The organism is Amycolatopsis sp. NPDC104775, assembly GCF_055583325.1.
Map to the genome: position 1 here is coordinate 197,144 of NZ_JBVJOE010000001.1, position 23,680 is coordinate 220,823.

General features: G+C 68.7%; 13 protein-coding genes. 6 read left to right on the forward strand and 7 right to left on the reverse strand.

Translation table 11 applies throughout. The features are described from left to right. Window positions 1-75: 75 nt before the first annotated feature. The 7 genes from ACZ63D_RS00825 to ACZ63D_RS00855 all read right to left on the reverse strand — a co-directional run bounded on the left by ACZ63D_RS00825 (window position 76) and on the right by ACZ63D_RS00855 (window position 14,689). Entirely contained in the window at window positions 76-1,194 is a 1,119-nt protein-coding gene (locus ACZ63D_RS00825; protein WP_465352196.1) for a cobalamin-independent methionine synthase II family protein, read from the reverse strand. A gap of 168 nt (window positions 1,195-1,362) precedes the next feature. Then, window positions 1,363-3,474: an acyltransferase family protein gene (locus ACZ63D_RS00830; protein WP_465352197.1), complete on the reverse strand. Its 2,112-nt coding sequence runs from the start codon at window positions 3,472-3,474 to the stop codon at window positions 1,363-1,365. Window positions 3,475-3,606: 132 nt separating this feature from the next. Next, window positions 3,607-4,629 carry an LLM class flavin-dependent oxidoreductase gene (locus tag ACZ63D_RS00835; protein WP_465352198.1) on the reverse strand — a complete coding sequence of 341 codons (1,023 nt, stop codon included), beginning with the start codon at window positions 4,627-4,629 and terminating at the stop codon, window positions 3,607-3,609. Window positions 4,630-4,647: 18 nt separating this feature from the next. Beyond that, window positions 4,648-6,795, reverse strand: a complete 2,148-nt coding sequence (locus tag ACZ63D_RS00840; protein WP_465352199.1) for a N,N-dimethylformamidase beta subunit family domain-containing protein — start codon at window positions 6,793-6,795, stop codon at window positions 4,648-4,650. Window positions 6,796-6,920: 125 nt separating this feature from the next. Beyond that, window positions 6,921-7,202 (reverse strand): DUF1905 domain-containing protein, encoded by a 282-nt coding sequence (locus tag ACZ63D_RS00845; protein ID WP_465352200.1) that lies wholly within the window; start codon window positions 7,200-7,202, stop codon window positions 6,921-6,923. A 153-nt stretch (window positions 7,203-7,355) separates the two neighbouring features. After that, window positions 7,356-11,033 (reverse strand): CARDB domain-containing protein, encoded by a 3,678-nt coding sequence (locus ACZ63D_RS00850; protein WP_465352201.1) that lies wholly within the window; start codon window positions 11,031-11,033, stop codon window positions 7,356-7,358. A 68-nt stretch (window positions 11,034-11,101) separates the two neighbouring features. Beyond that, window positions 11,102-14,689: a discoidin domain-containing protein gene (locus tag ACZ63D_RS00855; protein ID WP_465352202.1), complete on the reverse strand. Its 3,588-nt coding sequence runs from the start codon at window positions 14,687-14,689 to the stop codon at window positions 11,102-11,104. 361 nt (window positions 14,690-15,050) lie between these two features. Here ACZ63D_RS00855 and ACZ63D_RS00860 point away from each other — a divergent pair, with 361 nt between their 5' ends. The 6 genes from ACZ63D_RS00860 (at window position 15,051) to ACZ63D_RS00885 (ending at window position 23,559) form a co-directional block, all read left to right on the forward strand. Next, window positions 15,051-16,058 carry a LacI family DNA-binding transcriptional regulator gene (locus ACZ63D_RS00860; RefSeq protein WP_465352203.1) on the forward strand — a complete coding sequence of 336 codons (1,008 nt, stop codon included), beginning with the start codon at window positions 15,051-15,053 and terminating at the stop codon, window positions 16,056-16,058. 119 nt (window positions 16,059-16,177) lie between these two features. Continuing rightward, window positions 16,178-17,557, forward strand: coding sequence for an ABC transporter substrate-binding protein (locus ACZ63D_RS00865; protein ID WP_465352204.1), 1,380 nt, complete (start codon window positions 16,178-16,180; stop codon window positions 17,555-17,557). Beyond that, on the forward strand, window positions 17,535-18,509 hold the full coding sequence (locus ACZ63D_RS00870) for a carbohydrate ABC transporter permease (RefSeq protein ID WP_465352205.1): 975 nt from the start codon (window positions 17,535-17,537) through the stop codon (window positions 18,507-18,509). Before ACZ63D_RS00865 ends, ACZ63D_RS00870 begins: the two co-directional genes overlap by 23 nt. Beyond that, window positions 18,506-19,375: a carbohydrate ABC transporter permease gene (locus tag ACZ63D_RS00875; RefSeq protein ID WP_465352206.1), complete on the forward strand. Its 870-nt coding sequence runs from the start codon at window positions 18,506-18,508 to the stop codon at window positions 19,373-19,375. The genes ACZ63D_RS00870 and ACZ63D_RS00875 overlap by 4 nt, the downstream gene beginning before the upstream one ends. A 48-nt stretch (window positions 19,376-19,423) precedes the next feature. Further along, on the forward strand, window positions 19,424-21,010 hold the full coding sequence (locus tag ACZ63D_RS00880; protein WP_465352207.1) for a glycoside hydrolase family 13 protein: 1,587 nt from the start codon (window positions 19,424-19,426) through the stop codon (window positions 21,008-21,010). 197 nt (window positions 21,011-21,207) lie between these two features. Beyond that, complete coding sequence (locus ACZ63D_RS00885) at window positions 21,208-23,559, forward strand: alpha-L-fucosidase (RefSeq protein WP_465352208.1); 2,352 nt, start codon at window positions 21,208-21,210, stop codon at window positions 23,557-23,559. The last annotated feature ends 121 nt before the right edge of the window (window positions 23,560-23,680 follow it).

The window sequence follows — 23,680 nt, forward strand, 5'->3', positions numbered from 1 at the left end:
ACTGGCCCGATCCCGGCACGGCGAAACACCGTGCGTAGCCGTCGCCGGGCCGTTTTCCTTGGCGACGCGCGAAAATCAGTCGACAGCCGCGGTGCGCCGCGCTTCCTCGCTGTCGCGGGCAGCGGGGAAACCGACCCCGAGCTGCTCCGCCGCGAGCGCGGTGCCTTCCAGCCGCGCGCGCATCTTGGCGAACGCCGTCTCCCGCGAGGTCGACTGGTCGTCGGCGAACGGGGAAAAGCCGCAGTCGTCGCACGTCCCCAGCTGTTCCACCGGAATGTACTGAGCGGCGCGCAAAACCCGGTCCCGCACCTCCTCGGCGGTCTCCACCCGGGGGTCGATCGGGTCGATCACCCCGACGAACACGCGAACCCCCGGCCTGAGCTGATCCGCCAGAACGCGCAGAACCCGGTCCGGGTCGGATTCGCTGGCCAGCTGGACGTAGAAATTGCCGGCAGTGTGCCGGAACAGCTCGGGAAGCAGGCCGGCGTAGTCGACGTCGAGGCTGTGCGTGGAATCCTGATCTCCGCCGGGACAGGTGTGCACGCCGAGGCGCGCCCGCTCGGATTCGCTGAACCGCGCCAGCACCCGGTTGTTCAGTTCGACGAAATCGCGCAGCACCTGGCCGCTGGGGTCGAGTTTCAGCGACAGCCTGCCCTCGGTGAAATCCAGCTGGACGACGTGCGCGCCCGCGTCCAGGCACCCGCGGATGTCGGCCTCGGCCCCGTCGACCAGGTCGGCGAGGAAATTCTCGCGCGAATAGCCGTCGATCCCCGACGCCGGGTAAAGCAGGGACAGCGCGGAAGGCGCGATCACCGCTTGTTTCACTGGAATATTCGTGCACTGCCGCGCGGCCCGTAAATACTGCTCGGCGTGCTCCTGGTAGCGGAACGGGCCGGAGGTCAGACTGGGCAGCTGCCGCTGGTGGCCGTCGGCGAACGGAATGACGACCCCGTCCGAGGAAAGATTCGCCGAACCCGCGATCGGGTAGGTGACGAAGCTGGGTTTGCGCTGCTCGCCGTCCGTGACCACGGTCGCGCCCATGCTCGCCTGCGTTTCGATGGTCTCGCGGACCGCCCGGTCGAGAACGGAGGCGAAAGCCGCGTCGCCGAGCTGCCCGCTTTCGCGCGCGGCGAGAGCGCCGAGCAATTCGGCCGAACGGGGGATGCTGCCGATGGGTTCGGAAGGAATTGTCATGGGACGAGCGTAGAAGCGGGCAGCACGGAGCGGAACAGGAAAGAACGCCGGAGAACGCTGTTCTCCTCCTTTCGGGCCATTAGCGGACCGAAAGTGTTGACATGGCACGACGGTGATAAAGGCGGTTTGTTGGCGTAGTGCGAAAAACCGGTCTCGCGGTCTTCTCGGTCAGCCAGGGATCCCTGCTGCCGCGGCGATGATCCGATCGAAACTCAGGCTGTAGTCGAGGTTCAGGTGGTTGGCGTCGTAGTAGACGCTGACCTTTCCGATCACCGCGTAACAGCGTTGCCGGTCGCAGAAGTAGTCCGTCAGGTCGAGCAGGCGGACCTGCGGATCGGTGCTCGCCTTGGCCGCCGCGGTCAGCGGGTCCTCCGGCTGCGCGACGGAGCGGTCGACCGCGCACTGCCGCGGATCGTCCGGATTCAGCACGACGCAATCCGTCGCGCGGACAAGTCCGTTGAGCGGCGGGTCGGCGAGCACAAATACGGTAGCTCCCGCCGCGGTCCATTTCGACCAGTACGCGTTCAGCCCGTCCTGGTACTGCTCGGTTTGCGAACGGCCGCTGCGGTCGTCGGCCGGCTCGTGGCGGCTGTAGAACGACGTGAACACGTAAGCCGGCCGCGTTTTCGCGATTTCGCCGACCATCTGCTTCGTCCAGCTCATGCACCGCTGGTCGGTGACGTCGCGGCCGAACTGCATCGCCCGGATGTCCGCGAACGGGCAGCCGCCCAGATAGCTCGTGTAAAGCAGCCAATGGTTCTTGCGGGCGATGCTCAGCAGCGGCGCCTGCCATTGCTGGGCGTGCGAGTCGCCGACCAGCCACACCACTGTCGGCTCGGCGGCGCCCTGGCTGAAATCGCACCGGGTGGTCGTCTTCGTGCCGTCGCTCGCGGCGTACTGCGACATCGGCGGCGGGCAGTCCGCGGGCGCCGTGTAGTACCGGTTGGCCGGGCCCATCTCGACGGTCCTGGCCGGCCCGAACGGGTCGGCGCACGCGTTGCCCGCCATCAGCGCCCTCGCCCCGTGGCAGGGGCCGGCCATTTCGGCGGCCACCTCGCGGGCCTCCTGGTCGACGTGCCGCTGGTAGGTCCAGGTCAGCCCGCCCGCCGCGGCGCACACCACCGCCATCCCGGCCGCCATTCCGGCGAACGTCACCCCGGAGGTGCGGCTCAACGGCCGCCAGGTCCGGACCGGATCCTCGACGAACCGCTTCGACACGTGCGCCACGGCCAGCGACGCGGCCAGGATGCCCACCTTGAGCTGCCAGGTCGGCGCTCCCGCGGCCAGCGCGCCGGGGAAGGCGAACGGGGCGAGCATGATCAGCGGCCAGTGCCACAGGTACAGCGAGTAGCTGACATTCCCCAGCCACTGCACCGGCGGCGAAGAGGACAGCGGCGTGTGCCATTGCCGCCCGTCGCGGGTGCCGCCGAAAATGACCAGCGCGGTGCCGACCGCGGGCAGGAGCGCGGTCGCACCGGGGAAAGCGGTCTCATCGTCGTACAGCACCGCCGCGGCGACAATGGCGGCGACGCCGGCCAGCGAGGCCAGGTTCGCCGCGATCTTCGGCAGAACGAGCTTCGCGCCGCCGAGCGCCAGCAACGCGCCGAGCGCGAACTCCCACACCCGCACCGGCGTCACGAAATAAGCCTGGCTCTTGGACACATCGGTGAACCAGATGCTGAAGCCCAGGGAGGCGGCCCCGATCAGCACGATCCCGGCCAGCCGCGCCCATCGCGCGCGGATCTTGAACAGCAGCAGGAGCAGCAACGGCCAGAACAGGTAGAACTGCTCCTCGACCGAGAGCGACCAGTAGTGCTGGGACAGGCTCGCCGACTGGGTCAGGTGCGAATAGTCGACGGAATTCGCGGCGAGCAGCCAGTTTTCCCAGTACAGCGCGCTGGCGACGACTTCCTGCGCGTTGGACTCCCAGCGGGGGAAGGGCAGCAGGAAATACGCGGCGACGAGGACGAAAGCCAGCACGAGAAACGCCGCGGGCAGGAGACGGCGCACGCGGCGGGCGTAGAACTTCGCGAGCCGGATCCGCCCGGTGCTCGCGACCTCGCGGACCAGGTGCGAGGTGATCAGGAAGCCGGAAATGACGAAGAAGACGTCCACGCCGACGTATCCGCCGGTCACGCGCGCGGGCCAGAGGTGGTTCAGCACGACGAGACCGACCGCGACGGCGCGCAGCGCCTGGATGTCCGGCCGGAAAACGCGTCTTCGCTCCCCGTCCGACGACCGCGGGGGCCGGATCGGCCCGCTCAAAGTCCCCGTGTCCACTTTCCGCCCCTTTTCCCGCCTCGCCGAAACTCAGTGATGCTAGCGGGACTGGCCGACGGGCCAGGCACGGGCGTGCGTCCTCGCGAGAGCCGGACGAGAGAACAGTGGGCCGTCCCCTCGTCCGGGGCGCGGTCAGCGCCAGCCCAGCTCCGGAGCGACGTGCGTCAGAATGCTCTCCAGCACGTGCGCGTTGTAGTCGACACCCAGCTGGTTCGGCACGGTCAGCAGCAAGGTGTCCGCGGCCTGGACCGCTTCGTCTTCCTTCAGCTCGCGCACCAGTTCGTCCGGCTCCGCGGCGTACGAGCGGCCGAAGATCGCGCGCGTGTTCTCGTCGATCATGCCGATCTGGTCGCGCGAGTTGCGGTCGCGGCCGAAGTAGGCGCGGTCCAGGTCGTTGGTCAGCGCGAAGATGCTGCGGCTGACCGACACCCTCGGCTCGCGCTCGTGGCCGGCTTCCTTCCACGCCTCGCGGTAGGCCTCGATCTGCTTGCGCTGCTGGACGTGCAGCGGTTCGCCCGTTTCGTCGTCCTTGAGCGTGGAGCTTTGCAGGTTCATGCCGAGTTTCGCCGCCCAGACGGCCGTCGCGTTCGAACCGGAGCCCCACCAGATGCGGTCGCGCAGGCCTTCGGAGTGCGGTTCGAGGCGGAGCAGGCCCGGCGGGTTGGCGAACATCGGCCGCGGGTTCGGTTTCGCGAAGCCCTCGCCCTCGAGAAGCTTCAGGAAGACCTCGACCCGTTCGCGGGCCATGTCCGCGTCGGTCTCGCCCTCCGCGGGGGCGTAGCCGAAGTACCGCCAGCCGTCGATCACCTGCTCGGGGGATCCCCGGCTGACGCCGAGCTGCAGCCTGCCCCGGGAGATGAGGTCGGCGGCGCCGGCGTCCTCGACCATGTACAGCGGGTTCTCGTAGCGCATGTCGATCACGCCGGTGCCGATCTCGATCTTCGAGGTCCGCGCGCCGATGGCCGCGAGCAGCGGGAACGGGCTGCCCGCCTGCCGCGCGAAGTGGTGCACGCGGAAGTACGCGCCGTCGACGCCCAGCTCCTCCGCCGCGACCGCGAGGTCGATCGACTGGTGCAGGAAGTCGGCGGCCGACCGGGTCTCGGAGTGCGGGCTCGGCGACCAGTGGCCGAACGACAGGAAGCCAATCTTCTTCACGCATCGTCAAACGTTCAACTATCCGGTCTCATTCCCGGCGGCCGAGGCGGGGCCGGGGCTTGTCGGCGCGGGACGGCTGAGCGCCCGGTCGAACACGTTCCGCAGCAGCCTCCGCACCACCGGGTCCGACCGGATCGCTCCATTGAAGGTCATCGACGACGCGCTGAACACGAATCCGCCGCCGGGCAGTTCCTTGCAGGTCATCGCCGCGCCCGCGCGGGCTGTCGGGTTCGTGCCTTGTGCGATGACCCCGCTCGGCGGCACCTCGCCGTCGAGACCCTGGAGCGTGTCGAATTCCCAGGCGCTCGCGGCGCCGTTGCGGCCGTGCGCGCCGAACTCACTGCCAGCCGTCAGCCCCGTCCCGGCCAGGAACGGGTGGTCGCGCAGCACCCGGTACGGCGCGAAGGTCATCCAGCCCTCGTATTCGAAATTCACCCCGAGCAGCTGCGACTCGGGCAGGTTGTAGTGGTCGAGGAACAGGTCGCGGCTGCCGTCGGCGGCGCGGAACGTCAAGGCGGTGCCGTCGGCGTCGAATTCCGCGCGCTCGTAGATCTGGTTTCCGCCGGTGCCGATCACGCTGCCCCCGGCCGCGAGGTAGTTCGCCAGGTTGGTGCGCATGGCCATCGAGAAATACTCCGGGTGCGAGCCGAGCACGACGGCGCGATAGGCCGGGAGCCAGCCGCCGGTGTGCAGATCGTGGTCGGTGTAGCAATCGAACCCGATCTGCTCGGCGCTCAGCCAGCGCAGCAGTTCCAGGTCGCTGTACAGCTCCACGTCGTACTGTCCCTTCGGGGCGATCAGCCAGGTGTAGCTGGGCCGCAGGAACGAGATGGTGCGCTGGACGCCTTCCTGGCCCTCGGAGTACTGGTCGTGCCCGCTCCAGCCGTTGTAGGCGTGGTAGGTGTTGGTCGGCAGCACCACGGCGATCTTCTGCGCGGGTGCCGCGGGCCGCACCACGAACGGGATGTGCTGGACCCGGCCGAACCGCCCGGTCACCCGCGCGGCGTACACCCCGGACGGCCAGGTCGCGGGGAGGTCGGCGGCGTAGCGCTCGGCCCAGCCGCATCCGGCGGACCGGTAGTTCGCGGCCACCAGCTGAAGGCCGCCCGCGACGGTCGTCGTCCCGGTGACCGGCTCCGGCGCGTCCGCGCCGGGCACTACCCGCACAAGTTGCGCGGTGACCGAGCTGAACGCCGTCGACAGCGCGATGGACACCCGGCCGCCAGCGGGCACGCTCTGCCGTTGCGGATACCCCTGCAGCCCGGCACTGCGTTCGACCGTGAAGCCCTGCCCGACGACCACACCGGTCGCGTTGTTGATCCAGCGGGGCCCGCCGTCGGTGTCGACCGTCTCGTGGTTGGCGAGCCGCAGTTCGACGAGATCGCCGTCGTCGCCCGGCACCGTCGAGCGATCAATCCGGATCAGGTAGATCGCGCCGTTGCCGCCTCCGGCGAACAGGTCCCGGCGGAACAGCTCGAACCAGTCGTTGTCGCCGATCGCGATGGGCCGCCCGCTGTTCGCCCATCCGACGCCGTCGCGGTAGCGGAACCAGGTGAGCGCGCCGGTGCCGCTGACGGCGTAAATGACATTCGCCGTGTCGGAGAAAAGATAGCGCGCGATGTTGAATCCGTCGCCGAGCGGCAGGGGCGTTTCGAAAGTGCCGTTGATTCGTCGCGACCGGTACAGGATTCCGTCGGCGTCTACGCACCAGATGATTCCGCCGGGTCCGCCGAAAATTCGCGGAAACGCGGTGAATCCGCTCCCGACGACGACACCGGTCGCATTGTTGGCCCACGTGCCCTCACCGGTGTCCGGATTGGAGACGAGACGCTGGTAGTACAGCACCGTCCCGTCCCCTCGCACGCCGTAGAGGACGCCGTGCAGGTCGCCGAGCACGGTGACGAAGTCCTGCCATCCGGACCCGATCGGCACCCCGAAGCCCTGGTTGGCCCAGTCGAACGCGGCGGTGGGCCAGCCCCGGTGCCGGTACCAGTAAAGGGTGCCGTCCGCCTGGACGGCGTAGACGATTCCGTCGCCGCCTCCGACGAGCCTGCTCCACCGCTGGTGCGGATCGAACGCTCCGGTTTCCAGTGCCTTTTCCGAGAATTCGGTTCCCTCGGCCGCTTCGCTGATCGGCAATGCCGGACGGCCGGTGATAATCCCCATGTCTCCCCCAGGAGTTCGGTGCGCGTCCCGTCGCACACGTCTTATGGGGTAACGCTCGGGTGGTCGCCGGGCGTTTACCCGGCGACCGGACGACCACCCGATGAGCCCAACGGCACCCGCGGGGCTCAGTGAGCGAGCCGCTCCAGCAGGACCACCGTCACCGTGTCCCCCGCCTCCTTGCCGATCGCCTTCCGGAGCTTGGCGTTGACTGGGAGTTTGTGGGTGCCGTCTCCCAGTGCCATGAACGAGCTGCGGAACGGTTCGCCGTCCACGGTGCCGCGGACTTTTACCAGGCCGCGGGTGCCGAAGAACTCCGCGGAGCCGGGCCAGACCAGGTAGGTGTGGCCGCCCTTGGCGGGGCTTGTGCGCAGGGTCGCGGTGAATTCCTCGTTGAGTTCGCCGGTCATGATCGGGTTCTCCTTGTCCTCCGGTGGCCGTTCGCCCCGAGGTACGAACCTGTGCGCGGGATTTCGACACGGTACCCCGGCCATTTCCACAGCGGCCGGGGATGATCACGCACGGTGCCGGAACGGAAGCCGCCCCGGCACCGGGCCGCTCCCCTATCTCGTGCCGCGACGGCCGCGGGCTGCGACCGCCGGGACTGGTCCGCCGGTGATCGTGAACTGCGAGCCTGGTTCGCGGACGACGTCGCCCGTCGCCGAGTTCGTGATCGTCACGTTCGTCAGCGTCGCGCTTCCGCGGGCGCCGCTCATCGCGAGGATGCCCGCGCCGTGGTTCGACTGGTCGATTTTCACGTTGCTGATCGTCACGCCCGGCATCGCGCCGCCGCCGGTTTTGAACTGGATGCCGTCGTAGGTCGAATCGTGGATTTCCGTGTCCCGCAGCACGATGCCGGGGATGTCCTTGCCCTGGGCGAAGAACGTGATCGCGCCGAACTTCTGCTGTTCGCCCCAGAACGCGCCGCCGCAGCGGTACAGCGCGTTGTTCGCGATCAGGGTTTGCCCGGAGAACGGCAGCGGGTCGTGATCGGTGGCCAGCATGATGCCCGGGTAGTTCATCGTGTCGGACACCAGGTTGTTCTCGATCTTGTTCCCGTACCCGCCGTAGACCGCGATGCCGTTGGCCCGCCACGGCAACTGGACCGTGTTGTTGCGGAAGACGTTGTCGTGGCCGATGTCCACCGCGGGATCCTTCACGTACTGATTCGCCCACACCGCGAGCGAATCGTCGCCGGTGGTGCGGAACGACGAGTTCACCACCCGCGAGTTCCGGGTGCCGTTGGCGAAGTTGATGCCGTCGGCGTAGGTGTCGCGGATCCGCATGCCGCTGAACTCCAGCCCGTCGGCCGGGCCCCACAGCGCCGGGATGTTGCTGTAGTCCCGCCCGACCCAGACGCCGACGTTCGCGTGTTCGATCCACACGTTCGAGATCTTCGTGCCGGTGCCGAACCGGCCGTTGAGGCCGACGCCGCCTTCCGCGCCGCCGTCGCCGCCCCGGATCCGGCCGGAGCCGAAGATCGCGAGGTCGGAGATCTGCACGTTCTTGTCGATGTCGAAGCCGAAGTTGCCCTCGTGCGGATGGTTGATGCCGCCCGCGTCCTGCGGCTGGATCAGCGAGTACAGCTGCGAGTACCACATCCCCGCCCCGCGGATCGTGGCGTTCGAGATGCCGATCTGGTTGTACTGCCCGCCGCCGTTGGGCACGTCCGGGTCGTCGGTCAGGATCTTGCGTTCCTGCCGCCACTGGCCCGGCGGGATCCAGACGCAGCTGATCACGCCGTTCTGGTCGTCGGTGACCGCGCGCTGGATCGCCCCGGAATCGTCGATCCCGTCGTCGGGGACGGCGCCGTAGTCGGTGATCGACGTGCATTCGGGCGGTTTCGGCAACGCCGGCGCGACCTGTTCCAGGTCGATCAGGTCGATGACGTAGAACGCCGCGCTGTCGCCGCTGTCTCGCTGCAGCTTGAACTTCGTGCCCGGCGGATACGACTGCGTCAGCAACGCGTGCGATTCGTCGAACAGCCGCCGCGCGTCGCCTCCCGGAGTGTTCGTCAGTCCCTCGGGATCGTCGGTGTTGCCGTAGAGCCAGCTGTGCTTGGACGACAGGTTCAGCTTCTGCGCGAAAGTGCCGTTGACGTACAGGCTGATCGTCGCGTCCTGTCCCCCGCCGCCGGGAGCGTCCGGGATCGAGTTGCGGACCACGATCGAGTTCGCCTGGTTCGTGGAGGTGAATTCGACGTACTGGCCCTGGTTCGCCAGCCGCACGGACTTCCGGCCGGAGGACTCGGTCGCGAAATTCGTGTGTCCGAACGTGCGCAGCGGGTCAGTCTCTAGCAATTGGCCTTGATACTGCGCGGCTTCCGCTTCGTACTCGACGTACGGCACCGCTGCGCCGCGGCCGACCACCATCGGCATCGAGAGCGTGTTGTTGGCTTCGTTGGTTTCCTCGACCGTGTCCGTCGCGTCCGCCGTCGCGGTGAGGGTCGCATTCGCGGCCGTCCACGTGCCGGGCATCGCGACGTTCACCGTCGCCCCGGCTGCGATCGCGGGCGTGTCGGCGTTCAGCGTGGTTTCGCCAGCGGACAGCCGGGTGATCGAAGTTCCCGCGCCGCTCGTGCCTCGGTTGTGCACTGCGACGGTGAAGGACACTGGCGCGCCGACGGCCGGGTTCGGCGGGTTCGGCGTTATGCCAGTGACCTCGAGATCCGGGCCCGGCGCCTGGGCGATCACCAGCTGCGTCGGCGAGGTGAACGTGTTGTTGGTGTCGTCCTGCTCGATCACCGTGTTAGCCGGGTCGACGGTGGCGGCCACGCGGTAGGTGCCCTGCGGTCGCTTGCCTGCCTGCACGGTCACCGTGGTGGACGCTCCGGCGGCGAGTGCGCTGACCGGCGCGGATCCGACGACGGTCCCGCCGAGGCTGACGTTGACCGTCGTCGCGGGCGCGGGGGCGGAACCGGCGTTGCGCACGGTCGCGGACACGGCGAGTTCGCTGCTTTCCGTCGGGTTCGACGGGGTCCACGCGGTGCCGGTGACGATCAGATCCGGGTTCGGCGCGGGTGTGCCGAACACCTGGAACTCCGCGGCTTGCCCGCCGGGCGCACCGGAATTGGCGAAGAACTGCAGCCGCACGTCGGCGGCGCGACCGGTGACCGGGATGGTCACGGTGTTCTGGTTGGTGGCCGGGTCGAAGCGGTAGTCGGCTCGCGCGGCCAGCGGGGTGAAGTCGGTGGTGCCTTGGGCGCGGCCGAGGATCTCGAAGTTCTGCGTCCGCGCGCCCCAAATCGGGTCCGGGTTGAGCTTCACCACGACGGAATCGACGTCTGCGTCAGCACCGAGCTTTACTGTCAGGGTGCTCGGGTAGCCTGCGGCGGACTCCCAGTAAGTACCCGTGTTGTTGTCGTTCGCGTTGGCGGCCGCAAAAGCGCCGACAATGGACGACGCTTCGATTGGCTTGCCCGCGGCGAGGTTCTGGCCGGTCTGCGTTCCGGCCCGGACCACGTGGTTGCTGTCGGCGGACTCGTTCCCGGCCGCGTCTTTGGCGCGCACAAAATACTCGATCCGCGTTCCCGCGGGCCGGTTTTCGGTGAAGGTCGTGCCGGTGACCGTGGTGACCGGCACGCCGTCGCGGTAGACGGTATAGCCGGTGACGCCGACGTCATCAGTCGACGGCGACCAGGTCAGCCGGACCTGCCCGGCGGCGGGCTCGGTCAGCGCGAGGTTCGCCGGAGCGGTCGGCGCCTGCGTGTCGCCGGTGTCCGGGCCGTACAGCTCGAACTCCGAGAGTTGTGCGGCGGGCCACTGCGTGTTCGCGGTGACGTCCAGCCGCACGTAACGCGCGGACCCGGTCACCGGGATCGTCACCGTGTTGGTGCCGAAAGCGAAGGTGTAGCCGGTCGAGGGGACCAGGTCGGTGAAGGACGTGCCGTCGGTGCTGCCGCGCACGGTGAGCGTCTGAGTGCGGGATTCCCAGGCGACAGGCAGCTTCAGCACGATCCGCGAGAGGGGCTTGGCCGAGCCGAGGTCGGCTTGGATCCATTGCGGGAAGGCGTTGTTGGCCGATTCCCAGTAGGTGGCTTGATTGCCGTCGAAGGCGTTGGCGACGGGATAGCCAGGTTGCACGCTGCTTGCCGACACTGTCCGGGACAAGGGCACATCAGCGGCGTTCGGAGCGGGGCCAGGCGAGGGGCCACCGGCCGCGGCGGCGTGGGTGAGACCCGCCGCGAAGAGCCCTGCGGCGAGGAAACCGGCGACGAGACGGGACAAACGCATACGTGTCATGGCGTCTTCTCTTCTGTGCGACGGCGGGGAAACGGGCGCCCGCCCCGGAGAAGCGGGCGCCCGCGTGCTCAGGTGCGGTTGATCGTGAACGTGGTCGTCGTGTTCCGGACGTCCTGGTCGTTGTCGCTCAGCGTGAGCCCGGTGAACGTCGCCGACCCGACCGCCGGGCCCTGTCCGGGCTCCGGCTGCTCGTTGGCCCAGATCCCGATCCCGGACTTGGCGTCGAACTCGTCGCCGCTGCGGTGCGCCCCGCTGATCGACACGTTCGTCAGCACCGTGTCCTGGACCGGGTTCTCCGGCTGGCTGCCGTCGTATTTGGTCTGGAACATGATGCCGCTGTAGGTCGGGCTCTTAATGTCCACATCGGACACCCGGATGCCGCGGAACTCCTTGGACGCGGAGAACATCCAGATCGCCGGGAACGTCTGCTTGCCCCAGAAATGCCCGCCGGCGCGGACGAGCGAGGCGTTCTGCACGGTCGTCGGCTGCGGCCCGAACCCGAGGAACGGATAGCCGAAATCGAGCGAGCTGAGCGTGATCCCGGAGTACGTCAGCGTGTCCGCGATGTAAAGGTTCCGGAAGGTGTTGTTGTACCCGCCGTACACCGCGAGGCCCGCCGCGCGCCACGGGAGCAGCGCGGTCAGGTTCTCGAACACGTTGTCGTACTGGTTGCCCTGGTTGATGTCCGTGGCGGCGAACAACGCGAAGCTGTCGTCGCCGGTGGACCGGGCCTCGTTGTTGGTGACGTGGTTTCCGGTGCTGCCGTTGGTGAAGTTGACGCCGTCGGCGAACGTGTCGCGGATGCGGGAGTTCTTCACCGTGGAGTTGTCCACATTGGTCGCCCAGAGCATGCACACCTGGTGCTCCACCCAGATGTTGTCGATGGTCATGTTCGTGACGCCGGTGAAGTTGAAGACCTTGCCGGGGCCGTCGATGCGGGAGGTGTAGTTGCCGAACACGGCGAACCCGCTGAACGTCGACCCGCTCGCGCTGGCCTGCGTGTCGAACCCGATGTCGGTGTTCTCCTGCCCGGACGGCGCGGTGAACCGGGTGAACCACGGTCCGGCGCCGACGATCGTGACCGGCTTGCCGTACACGGTGACCTTGCTGGTCATCGGGTACTGCCCGGCGGGGAGATAGACGCCGGTGAGGTTCGGGTCCTGGCGGGCCTTGTCCAGCGCGGCCTGCACGTCCTGCTGGCTGAACCCGGCCGGGACCGCGTAGTGCGCCGGGTCCGGATTCGCGGTCGCCGAGGCCAGTTCGAAGTTCACGAAGTCGATCGCGTAGGTCGAACTGTTCGCGGCGTCCTTCTGCAGTTTGATCTTGTGCCCGGCCGGCACGGTCGTGCCGAGCAGCATGCTCGCCTCGTCGTAGATGTGCCGCGCCGGTCCCGCGCCAGGCGAGTTCCCCGGCGACGTTTCGGCCCCGTAGAGCCACGCGTAGTGCGAGGTCAGGTCGATCGCTTTGAGGAACGTGCCGTCGACGTACACGTTCAGCGTCGAGTTCTGCCCGCCGCCGCCCGCGGCGTCCGGCATCGAGAACCGCGTGACGAGCGTGTTGGTCGCCGCGCGGGTGGTGAACTCCACCGAGGAGCCGGTCGCGTTCAGCGTCACGGCCTTCCGGCCCGACGCCTCGCCCGCGAGATCGCCGATCGTCCGGTTCGGCCCGATCACGGACGCACCGCCCGCGACGACGCCGTCCTCGGCTTCGTACATGTCGTAGGGCATGTTGGCGCCGCGGCCGACGAACAACGATTGGGTGCTGGTGTTGTTGCCCTGCTTGGCAGGCAGCTCGTTAGCGTCGTTCGCGACGACCGTCTTCACCGTGTACCGGCCGTTCGTGGCCGTCCAGCTCCCGAGCGTCACCGCTGCGGTAGCTCCGGGTGCGATAACCCCGGTCGAGGAACCGCTCAGCGTCTTGACGACCGTGCCGTTCTGGTCCGCGACTGTCACCGTGACGCCGTGGGAACCGTCCGCCGAGGCGACCGTGCCCTGGTTGCGCAGGGTCGCGGTGAAGGTCACCAGGTTGCCCGCCGCCGGGTTGTTCGGCGACCACGCCGTGGCCGCGACGAGGTCAGAACTCTGCACCGGGCTGACGACCAGCGGCGTCGAGCTCGTGTAGGAGTTGTTGTCCTCATTCTGTTCCACGACGACGTTGGCCTCGTCGACCTTCGCGGTCACGTCGTAGCTGCCCGCGTCCCGGGTGCCGATATTCGCCGAAACCGTCGTGGACGCTCCGGCCGCGAGCGCGCCGACCGCCGCTGTTCCGACCTTCGTCTTGCCGAGGTAGAGGTTGACGTCGGTCGCGCCCGAGGCCGCTGTCCCGGCGTTGCGGACGGTCGCCGACGCCGTGATCGCGTCAGTCTCCACCGGGTTCTGCGGCGACCAGGAAACGTTCGACACCGTGAGGTCCGGGTTCGGCGCGGGCACGCCGAAGACCTGGAATTCCGCGGCCTGACCGCCGCCCGCGCCGGAGTTGGCGGTGAAGCGGAGGCGGACGTCGCTGGCCCGGCCGCTGACCGGGATGGTCACGGTGTTGCCGCTCGCGGGATCGAAGCTGTACGTCTGCGCGGGGCTCAGCGTGGTGAAGTCGGTCGCGCCTTGGTCACGGCCCTCGACGGCGATCGTCTGCGTCCGCGCGCTCCACGCCGGGTCCGGGTTGAGCTTCACCACGACCCGGTCGAGGTCGGCGTGGGCGCCGAGGGCCACGGTCAGGAGGTTCGGGTATGCCCCGCTGCCCTCCCAATACGTGGTCACCGAGTCGTCGTTGGCGTTGGCCGCGACGTAGGTCTGCTGGGTCGACGACGCTGTGATCGGCTTGTGCAGCGCGAGGTTCGTGCCGCTCTGCGTGCCGTTGCGAGTCACGGTATTGCTGTTCGCCGACTGGTTGCCCGCCGCGTCGCGGGCGCGCACGTAGTAGGCGACGCTCGCGCTGGCTGGCTGATTGTCGGTGTAGGTCAGCACGTCCCCGGCGACACTGCCGCGCAGCTGGCCGTTGGCGTACACGTCATAGCCGGTGACGCCGGTGTTGTCCGTGGACGCCGACCAGGTCAGGCGGATCTGGCCGGACGCGGGCTCGGTGTAGGCGAGGTTGCCGGGCGCGGCCGGCGGCTGCGTGTCGCCGCCCGCCGGGCCGTGCACCTCGAACTCGGACAGCTGCGCGGCGGGCCAGCCGGTGTTGGCGGTGATGGTCAGCCGGACATAGCGGGTGCTGCCGGTGAGGTTCACGGTGACGGTATTGCCGGTCGCCGGGTCGAACCGGTAGCCCGCCGACGGCACGAGGTCGCTGAAGCTCGCGCCGTTCGCGCTGCCTTGCACCGCGAAGGTTTCGGTGCGGGCTTCCCAGTTCGCGGGCAGTTTGAGGACGAGCTGGGCGACGTTCGCCGCGGAGCCGAGGTCGGCCTGGATCCATTGCGGGAACTGGTTGTTCGTGCTTTCCCAGTACGTCGCCTGGTTGCCGTCGCCGACGTTGGCGACGGGATAGCCGGGGAGCTGGCTGCTGGCGGTGTACGTCGCGGTGGCGGCTTGAGCGGCGGGCTGGACGACTGGCTGAGCAGCAGGTTCGGCCGACGCACCGCTCGCTGGCCAAGCGGGGGCGGTCAGGAGAAGGGACAGGGCGGCGATCGCGGCGCGCGCGAGCAGTCGCTTCGTTCTCATGGGTTTCCTCTGATCCAAGGAGGAGGGAGACGACTCGAACAGGAGCGCCCCGCGTGGCGCGGGACGGCGGGGACCAGGGAGCGGACCGGTGGGCGCACCGGCCGGGAGGCGCACGAGAACAGCGCGGAACAGGGGGCATGGCACCTCTTCGTTGAGGCTGGATCCCCGGGGCGGCTACCGCAGTGGCCGGAGATCTCGTCAGGTATTTTCACTGATTCGTTCAAGAATTACAGCCGAATGCTGGCGGTAAGTCAACGCCGCTGATCGAGCAGCATGCCCCGCGACCAGGAGTTTATCCGCGAGAGCAAGCGGTGCGCGCGTTCTGTCGGAAACTTGCGCGGGTTTGCGGTAACTTTCACTCATGACACGTCGTCTTGCCGAAGTCGCCCGCCAGGTCGGGGTCAGCGAAGCCACGGTCAGCCGGGTGCTCAACGGCAAGGCCGGGGTGTCCGCGAGCACCCGGGCCGCCGTGCTCACCGCGCTGGACGTGCTGGGCTACGAGCGGCCGACGCAGTTGCGCGGCGAGCGGGCCCGGCTCGTCGGGCTGGTGCTGCCGGAGCTGCAGAACCCGATTTTCCCGGCGCTGGCCGAGGTGATGGGCAACGCGCTGGCCCAGCAGGGCTTCACGCCGGTGCTGTGCACGCGGACCGCGGGCGGGGTGTCGGAGGCGGAGTACGTCGAGATGCTGCTGCAGCAGCAGGTCTCCGGCGTGGTGTTCGCTGGCGGGATGTACGCGCAGGCCGACGCCGCGCACACGCACTACCACCGCCTCGTGGAGCGACGGCTGCCGACGGTGCTGATCAACGCGGCGGTCGGCCACCTCGGCCTGCCGCAGGTGTCGTGCGACGACGCGGTGGCTGTCGAGCAGGCCGTCGGGCATCTGAGCTCGCTCGGCCACGAGAAAATCGGCCTGGTGCTGGGGCCGAGCGACCACGTGCCCTCGCGGCGCAAGCTCGAGGCGTTCCGCGTGCACGCCGCGAAACTGGGGCTCCCGGTGCTCGACGAACTGGTGGAGCACGGGATGTTCTCCATCGAAGGTGGCCACGCGGCGGCGGCACGGCTGTACCCGCGCGGTGCCACCGCGGTGCTGTGCGCGAGCGATCCGCTGGCGCTGGGTGCGATCCGCGCGGCCCGGCGGCAAGGCCTGTCCGTGCCCGGCGACATTTCGGTGGTCGGCTACGACGATTCGGCGCTGATGAACTGCACTGACCCGCCGCTGACGACCACCCGCCAGCCGATCGAGGCGATGGGCCGGGCAGTGGTCGAGCTGCTGGTGAAACGCATCAACGGCGGCGAGGTCGCGGTGGAGGAACTGCTGTTCGCGCCGGAGCTGGTGGTGCGCGGCTCCACTGCCCGCCGGACCGGCTGAACCTGCCCGAGCTGACTGTTCATAAGTTGCAGATTCTCGTCGAGTTCTTGCGGATCGGCGGTCCGCGCCTCTAGGGTGACCGCCATCACGTGTTGCTCCCCCGCGAGATGAGGCTTGAGATGAGCAGACCCTGGTCCCCCGCCGTTTCCCGCCGGACGTTCGCCCTGCTCGCCGCGACCTGCCTGGTTCTGGGAACCACCGCCTGCGGGAGCGGCGGAGACCCGGGAAGCTCCGCCGGGGGCCCGGTCACGATCACCGTCACCGGCCAGCCGCCGGCGAGCCAGCCGTTCGAGCGCGGCGTGTTCGACGCCGACGTCAAGGAATTCGAGGCCTCGCACCCGAACATCCGCATCGAACCGCACGAAGGGTTCATGGACCCCAAGACGTTCGGCGCGAAGCTGGCGGGCGGGCAGCTCGAAGACGTCTACTACGTCTATTTCACCGACCCCGCCCAGATCATCGCCCGGCACCAGGCCGCGGACATCACCGAAGCGGCCAAGAAAGTCCCGCACGTCAACGACATCAAGCCGGAACTGCTCGACAATTTCCGCGGCCCGGACGGCAAGCTCTACGGCCTGCCGACGATGAACTACACCATGGGCCTGCTCTACAGCCGCCCGCTGTTCCAGAAAGCCGGGCTCGACCCGGACAACCCGCCGAAGACCTGGGACGAGGTGCGCGCGGCCGCGAAGAAGATTTCCGCGCTGGGCAACGGAATCGTCGGGTACGCCGACTACAGCAAGAACAACCAGGGCGGCTGGCATCTCACCGGCTGGCTGGCGTCGATGGGCGGTTCCGTCGCGCGCAAGGACGGCGGCAAATGGGTCGCCGATTTCGACAACGAAAAAGGCAAGGCGGCCCTGAACCTGCTCCACGACCTGCGCTGGACCGACGATTCCATGGGCAGCAAGCAATTGCTGGAGGCCCAGGACGTGCAGCGGATGATGGGCGCGGGCCAGCTCGGCATGTACATGGCCGCCCCGGACAACGTGCCCGTGCTCGTCAAGCAGTTCAACGGCAAGTACGAGGACTACGGCATCGCCGGGATGCCGGACGGCAAGGGCACGCTGCTCGGCGGCGAGGGCTACATGATCAACCCGAAGGCGTCGCCGGAGAAGATCAAGGCGGGCCTCGAATGGATCCAGTGGAAGTATCTCAACCCGGACCGCTTCGAGAAGCACATCAAGCAGTACGTCGACGGCAAGCAGCCGGTCGGCCTGCCCGCCGAGCCGACCCCGGACGTCTGGCAGGGCGCGGTGCGCGAGAAGCAGCTGGCGCTGAAAGCCCAGTACGCCAACGTTCCGGCGAAGAACTACCAGTCCTATGTAGACACGACGAGCAAGATCAAAGGCAGTGTCGAACCGCCGAACGCGCAGCAGGTCTACGCGATCCTGGACAGCGTGATGCAGGCGGTGCTCACCGACCGGAACGCGAACGTCGACCAGCTGCTCTCGTCCGCCGCGGCGAAGGTCACCAGTGTCCTCGCCCAGGTCAAGTAGCCTCCTCGCCTGGCCCGCGACGTCCTCGTCGCCGGCCAGGCGCCCGGCCGCCTCCCCGTCCGCGCACCGCCGGGCCCGGCTGCGCCGCAAGCTCAAGGAGAACCTCACCGCCTACGGCCTGCTGTGCGCCGCGCTGGTGGTGTTCGCGCTGTTCTCCTGGTACCCGATCGTGCGCGGGGTGCTGCTCAGCTTCCAGCAGGTCGATTTCGTCAACCCGCCCACGTGGGTCGGCTTCGACAATTTCGCCCGGCTGTTCGCGGACCCGCTGTTCGGCGTCGCCTGGCGGAACACGTTGCTGTTCACCGTTCTCGCCCTGGTTTTCGGTTTCGCGGTGCCGTTCCTGACCGCGGTGCTGCTCAACGAACTGCGCCACGCCCGCGCGTTCTTCCGGCTCGCGGTGTACCTGCCGGTGATGCTGCCGCCGGTGGTGACCGCGCTGATGTGGAAATGGTTCTACGACCCGGGTTCCGGCCTGTTCAACTCCGCGCTCGGCGCGGTGGGCCTGTCCGGGCCGCAATGGCTGGATTCGAGCGGCACTGCGATGCTGTCGCTGGTGTTCGTCTCGACGTGGGCGAACATGGGCAGCACCACGCTGATCTACCTGGCCGCGCTCGGCACGATCCCCGGCGAACTGTACGAGGCCGCGGAACTCGACGGGGCCGGGATGTGGAAACGGCTGCGGCACGTGACGTTCCCGCAGACCCGGTTCGTCCTGCTGATGCTCCTGCTGCTGCAGATCGTCGCGACCATGCAGGTGTTCACCGAACCGTACGTGATGACCGGCGGCGGGCCGGACGATTCCACGGTGACCGTGCTCCTGCTGCTCTACCGCTACGCCTTCGTCTACAACGATTTCGGCTCGGCCAGCGCGATGAGCCTGCTGCTGTTCCTGGCGCTCGGCGTGTTTTCGGCGCTGTACGTCCGGCTGACCCGGAAGGCGGACCAGGCATGAGAACGCTCGTCTCCCCCGGCGCGTTGCGCAGCCGCCGCGGCAAGGCGGTCTACGGCGTCGTTTTCGCCTGCACGCTCCTGGTTTTCGTGCTCGCCTTCCTCTTCCCGCTGTACTGGGCCGTCACCGGGGCGATGAAGACGCCGCAGGAACTCGCGCAGACCCCGGCCACGCTCGTCCCGCACGAATGGCATCCGGAGACCTTCGCCGAGGCCTGGGACCAGCTGAACCTCGGCAAGTACTTCCTCAACACCCTGGTCGTCGCGGGCGGGGCGTGGCTGGCGCAGATGGCCATCGACGTCCCCGCCGCCTTCGCGCTGTCGAAACTGCGGCCGAAGTTCGGCAACGCCGTGCTCGGGCTCATGCTCGCCACCCTGATGCTGCCCGCCGCCGCGCTGCTGGTGCCGACCTACGTCACCATCACCGATCTGCCGCTGCTGCACCTGAACCTGATCGACTCCCCCGCCGCGGTCTGGCTGCCCGCCGCCGCGAACGCGTTCAACGTCTATGTGCTGAAACGGTTTTTCGACCGGATCCCGGACGAGCTGATCGAAGCCGCCCGGCTCGACGGTGCCGGTCCGGTCCGCACGCTGTGGCGGATCGTGCTGCCGATCTCGCGGCCGATCCTGGCCGTGGTGTCGATCCTCGCGGTGGTCACCGCGTGGAAGGACTTCATCTGGCCGCTGCTGGTGTTCCCGGACACCGGCAAGCAAACCCTTTCGGTGATGCTGCAGCGCGTGGCGATCGACATGCCGCTCAACGTGCTGACCGCCGGGATGGTGCTGGCCAGCCTGCCGATGGTGGCGCTGTTCCTGGTGTTCCAGCGGCAGATCCTCTCCGGGCTCACCGCGGGCGGGCTCAAGGGCTGAGCCCGTTCCGCGTCTTCGGCTTTCCCCCACCACGAGGAGGGTTTTTCCGTGACCGCATCGCGTAGGCAGGACGGCTGGTGGCGCACCGCGGCGATCTACCAGATCTACGTCCGCAGTTTCGCCGACGGCAACGGCGACGGCGTCGGCGATCTCGCCGGGGTCCGCGCGCGGCTCGGCCACCTGGCCGCGCTCGGCGTCGACACGCTCTGGTTCACCCCGTGGTACCCGTCGCCGATGGACGACGGCGGCTACGACGTCGCCGATTTCCGCGACATAGACCCGCTTTTCGGCTCGCTCGCCGAAGCCGAGGCGCTGATCGCCGAGGCGCACGGGCTCGGCCTGCGGGTGATCATCGACATCGTGCCGAACCACTGTTCCGACGAGCACCGCTGGTTCCAGGCAGCTCTCGCCGCCGGGCCGGGATCGGTTGAGCGGCAACGGTTCTGGTTCCGGCCGGGCCGCGGGCCGGACGGCGCCGAACCGCCGAACAACTGGAAGTCGCGCTTCGGCGGGTCCGCGTGGACCCGGGTGCCCGACGGCGAGTGGTACCTGCACCTCTACAGCTCGCGGCAGCCGGATTTCAACTGGGACAACCAGGACGTGCGCGCCGAGTTCGAGGACATCCTGCGGTTCTGGTTCGACCGCGGCGCGGACGGCTTCCGCATCGACGTCGCCGACGGGCTGGTGAAGGACGCGCGGCTGCCGGACGTCGAGGCGGGCGACGAGACGCCGTTCTCCGATCAGGAGGGGCTGCACGAGATCTACCGGTCGTGGCGGAAGATCGCCGACAGCTACCCGGGCGAGCGCGTGCTGGTCGGCGAGATGTGGCTGCCGGACATGACCCGGACCGCGCGGTACCTGCGCCGCGACGAGCTGCATTCGGCGTTCAATTTCGATTTCCTCGTCTGTCCTTGGGATCCGGCGCGCTTCCGGGAGGTCATCGAGCGGACGCTGCGAGCGCACGACGCTGTCGGCGCACCGCCCGCCTGGGTGCTGTCGAACCACGACGTCACCCGGCACGTCACGCGGTACGGGCGAACGGGCGACACCGGTTTCTCGTTCGCTGACCGGCTGCACGGCACTCCCGTAGACCTGGCGCTGGGCACCCGGCGGGCCCGCGCGGCGGCGTTGCTGACCATGGCGCTGCCCGGCGGGATGTACGTCTACCAGGGCGAAGAGCTGGGGCTGTGGGAGGTCGAGGACATCCCCGCAGAGCTGCGGCAGGACCCGGTGTGGGCGCGCACGAACGGCGCCGACCCCGGCCGCGACGGCTGCCGGGTGCCGCTGCCGTGGTCCGGCGAAGCACCGCCGTTCGGCTTCGGCCCCGGGGGTGCGTGGCTGCCGCAGCCCGGGGAATGGCGGGCGTACACGGCGGAAGCGCAGGCGGCGGACCCGGCGTCGATGCTCCGGCTTTACCGCGCGGGGCTGCGGCTGCGCGCGGAACTGAGCGGAGAACTGGAGTGGCTTTCGCTCGGCGACGGCGTCCTCGCCTTCCGCCGGGGGCCGGGGTTTGCGTTCGTCCTCAACTTCTCCGGTTCGCCGGTCCCGCTGCCGCCGCATGCGGAAATTCTGCTGGCCAGCGACCCGGTAACCGCCGAGCTGCCGACGGACACGGCGGTCTGGCTGCGTTCCTGACTCTCGCGCGAGAAGCCGGCCACCCCGCGCGGCCGGCTTCTCGCGTTGCTCCGCTCAGCGGGATCTCCTTGACAGCACTCCAGTGCGCGCCGACGATGATTCATCAGATGTATCGGCCGCATGCTCGCCCGATTTCCCTGCCGGTCCCCCATTTCTCCGTCAGGCATCGGACCACTGGACTTCACTGTGGAGGTTCCATGACGACCTATCCTCGTCGGCAGGCGCTCGGCCTGGCTCTCGGCGGCGCGGTTCTGCTCGGCACGGCGGGCACCGCGGCTGCCGCGGGCGGGACAGCGCAACCGGTGGTCGCCGACGGGGCGGGCGCGCCGGTCGTGCCGCCGCCTCCGCCGGTGCCCGTCCCGCTCGACGCGTGGTTCGACAATGACGGCATCGACTCCGCGAGTGCGCATGACGGGAACTTCGACGGCTCCGGCTACACCTTCCCGGCGGAGCAAATCCCGGCGGGCAGCACGGTCACCGCGGGCGGCGTGCCGTATGTGCTCGGCTCGGCGGCAGCCGGGGCGAAGAACAACGTCATCGCGCTCGGCCAGCGCATCGACCTGCCGAAAGGCCGGTACTACGGCGCCGCGTTCCTCGTCGCGTGCAGTTACGGCAGCACCGGAGGCAATGCGACCGTCCACTACGCCGACGGCAGCACAAGCACCGCCACGCTTTCCGGTTCCGACTGGTACGGCTCCGGCGGTGCCGTCGCCTCGGCCTTCCGCTACGGCCCGGGCGGGGTCACCGACCAGAACCCGGTGTCGATCGGCAGCGCGCAGGTGTGGATCGACCCGGCGCGGGAAGCGGTCGGCTTGACGTTGCCCAAAACCGCCCCGCCCGCGGCGAATGTGGCGAGCCTGCATGTGTTCGCCTTGACGCTGCAGCCGGTCGCGCAAGGTCGTTCGGCCACCGTCCTCGATGCCCGCGCGACCGCGAACCTGCTGCAGGACGGCGGTCCGCAAGCGGTCGAGGCGACGATTGTCAACACCGGCACGGTCTGGCTGGAAACGCGCGACCGGATCACCGTCACGCTCGACGTCCCCGGCGGCCGGGTGCGCACGCCCGCGCCCGTCCCCCGCCTCGCCCCGGGCGAGCAGACCACGGTGCGGCTCGGCCTGATCCCCGATCGCGGCCTGCCCGCCGGGACGCCGGCGACCGGCCGGATCCGGGTGCTCGCCGACCGTTCGGCGATCGCCACCCGGACGCTGCCGGTGCCGCTCGGCATCCCGGACTTCCGGCCGACCGACGCGTCGCTTTCCGCCCACCGCGCGCCGTATTGGTTCTGCGACGCCAAATTCGGGATCTTCATCCACTGGGGCGTGTACTCGGTGCCCGCGTGGGCTCCGGTCGGGCAGCAGTACGCCGAGTGGTACTGGAACAACCAGCAAGATCCCAACGGCCCCACGTACGCATATCACGCCAAAACGTACGGCGAATCGTTCGTGTACGACGACTTCATCCCGAAGTTCACCGCAGCGCGGTTCGACCCGCGTTCGTGGGTGCACCTGATCGAGGACGCGGGCGCGCAGTACTACGTGCTCACGTCCAAGCATCACGACGGATTCGCTCTGTGGGACACCAAAGTCAGCGGCCGCAACGCGAAGAAGCTCGGCCCGCGCCGCGACCTCGTCGCCGACCTGTTCGCCGCCTCGCGCAAGTACACGCCGGGTCTGCGCAACGGCCTGTATTTCTCGCTGCCCGAATGGTTCAACCCGGACAACCCGTGGATGGGCCACGCGCCGCGCAATCCGTACACCGGTGCGCCGCTGCCCTACACCGGCTACACCGCCGGACGCGATTTCGTGAAGGACCTCCAGGCGCCGCAAGTGCTGGAGCTGATCTCCGGCTTCGACCCGGACGTCCTCTGGTTCGACATCGGCGGCGTGAACGACAGCCGCGAGGTGCTCACCGAGTACTTCAACCGCGCCAAGAACCGCCGTCGGCCCAAGGACGTCACCTACAACGACCGCGGCGGCATCCCGGACCACGACTTCACCACGCCGGAGTACACGACGTACCCGAACACCGTCGTCGCGAAGTGGGAGTCGAGCCGGGGCCTGGACCCGTTCTCCTACGGCTACAACCGCGCGACGCCGGACGACAAGTACATGACCACCGACGACGTGGTGCACACGCTGGTCGACGTGGTGTCGAAGAACGGCAACTTCCTGCTGGACATCGGCCCTGACTTCGACGGCACCATCCCCGCCGTGATGCAGCAACGGCTGCGCGAGACCGGCGCTTGGCTGCGCACCAACGGGGAGGCGATCTACGGCACCACGTACTGGTCGCGGATGGCCCAGCTCGGCGATCTGCGGTTTACCGTGCAGCCTGGTTCGGCGTTCTACGTCATGTCGCTCGTCGCGCCCGGTTCACAGCTGGTGGTCGATGCTCCGGTCCCGATCCGGCAGGGCGACCGCGTGAGCATGCTCGGCTACGGCGGGCCGCTGCACTGGACTCAGAACGACGGCCGTCTCGTCATCGACGTCCCGGCGGCGGCGCGGGCGGCGGGGAAGCACGCGTGGGTGTTCAAAGTGGACTGGCGCTGACGACGGCCGGTGGGGGGGGGGGGGGGGGGGGGGGGGGGGGGGGGGGGGGGGGGGGGGGGGGGGGAGGGGGGGACAGACACAGCGCGTACCCCACCCACCCCACGCCACACCAACCATACCC

Excerpts from the sequence above, each read along its gene's own strand:
- ACZ63D_RS00875 (WP_465352206.1), top strand. The coding sequence starts at position 18,506 with ATGAGAACGCTCGTCTCCCCCGGCGCGTTGCGCAGCCGCCGCGGCAAG.
- ACZ63D_RS00845 (WP_465352200.1), bottom strand. The coding sequence starts at position 7,202 with ATGACCGGCGAACTCAACGAGGAATTCACCGCGACCCTGCGCACAAGC.
- ACZ63D_RS00860 (WP_465352203.1), top strand. The coding sequence starts at position 15,051 with ATGACACGTCGTCTTGCCGAAGTCGCCCGCCAGGTCGGGGTCAGCGAA.
- ACZ63D_RS00840 (WP_465352199.1), bottom strand. The coding sequence starts at position 6,795 with ATGGGGATTATCACCGGCCGTCCGGCATTGCCGATCAGCGAAGCGGCC.
- ACZ63D_RS00865 (WP_465352204.1), top strand. The coding sequence starts at position 16,178 with ATGAGCAGACCCTGGTCCCCCGCCGTTTCCCGCCGGACGTTCGCCCTG.
- ACZ63D_RS00825 (WP_465352196.1), bottom strand. The coding sequence starts at position 1,194 with ATGACAATTCCTTCCGAACCCATCGGCAGCATCCCCCGTTCGGCCGAA.
- ACZ63D_RS00850 (WP_465352201.1), bottom strand. The coding sequence starts at position 11,033 with ATGACACGTATGCGTTTGTCCCGTCTCGTCGCCGGTTTCCTCGCCGCA.
- ACZ63D_RS00885 (WP_465352208.1), top strand. The coding sequence starts at position 21,208 with ATGACGACCTATCCTCGTCGGCAGGCGCTCGGCCTGGCTCTCGGCGGC.
- ACZ63D_RS00855 (WP_465352202.1), bottom strand. The coding sequence starts at position 14,689 with ATGAGAACGAAGCGACTGCTCGCGCGCGCCGCGATCGCCGCCCTGTCC.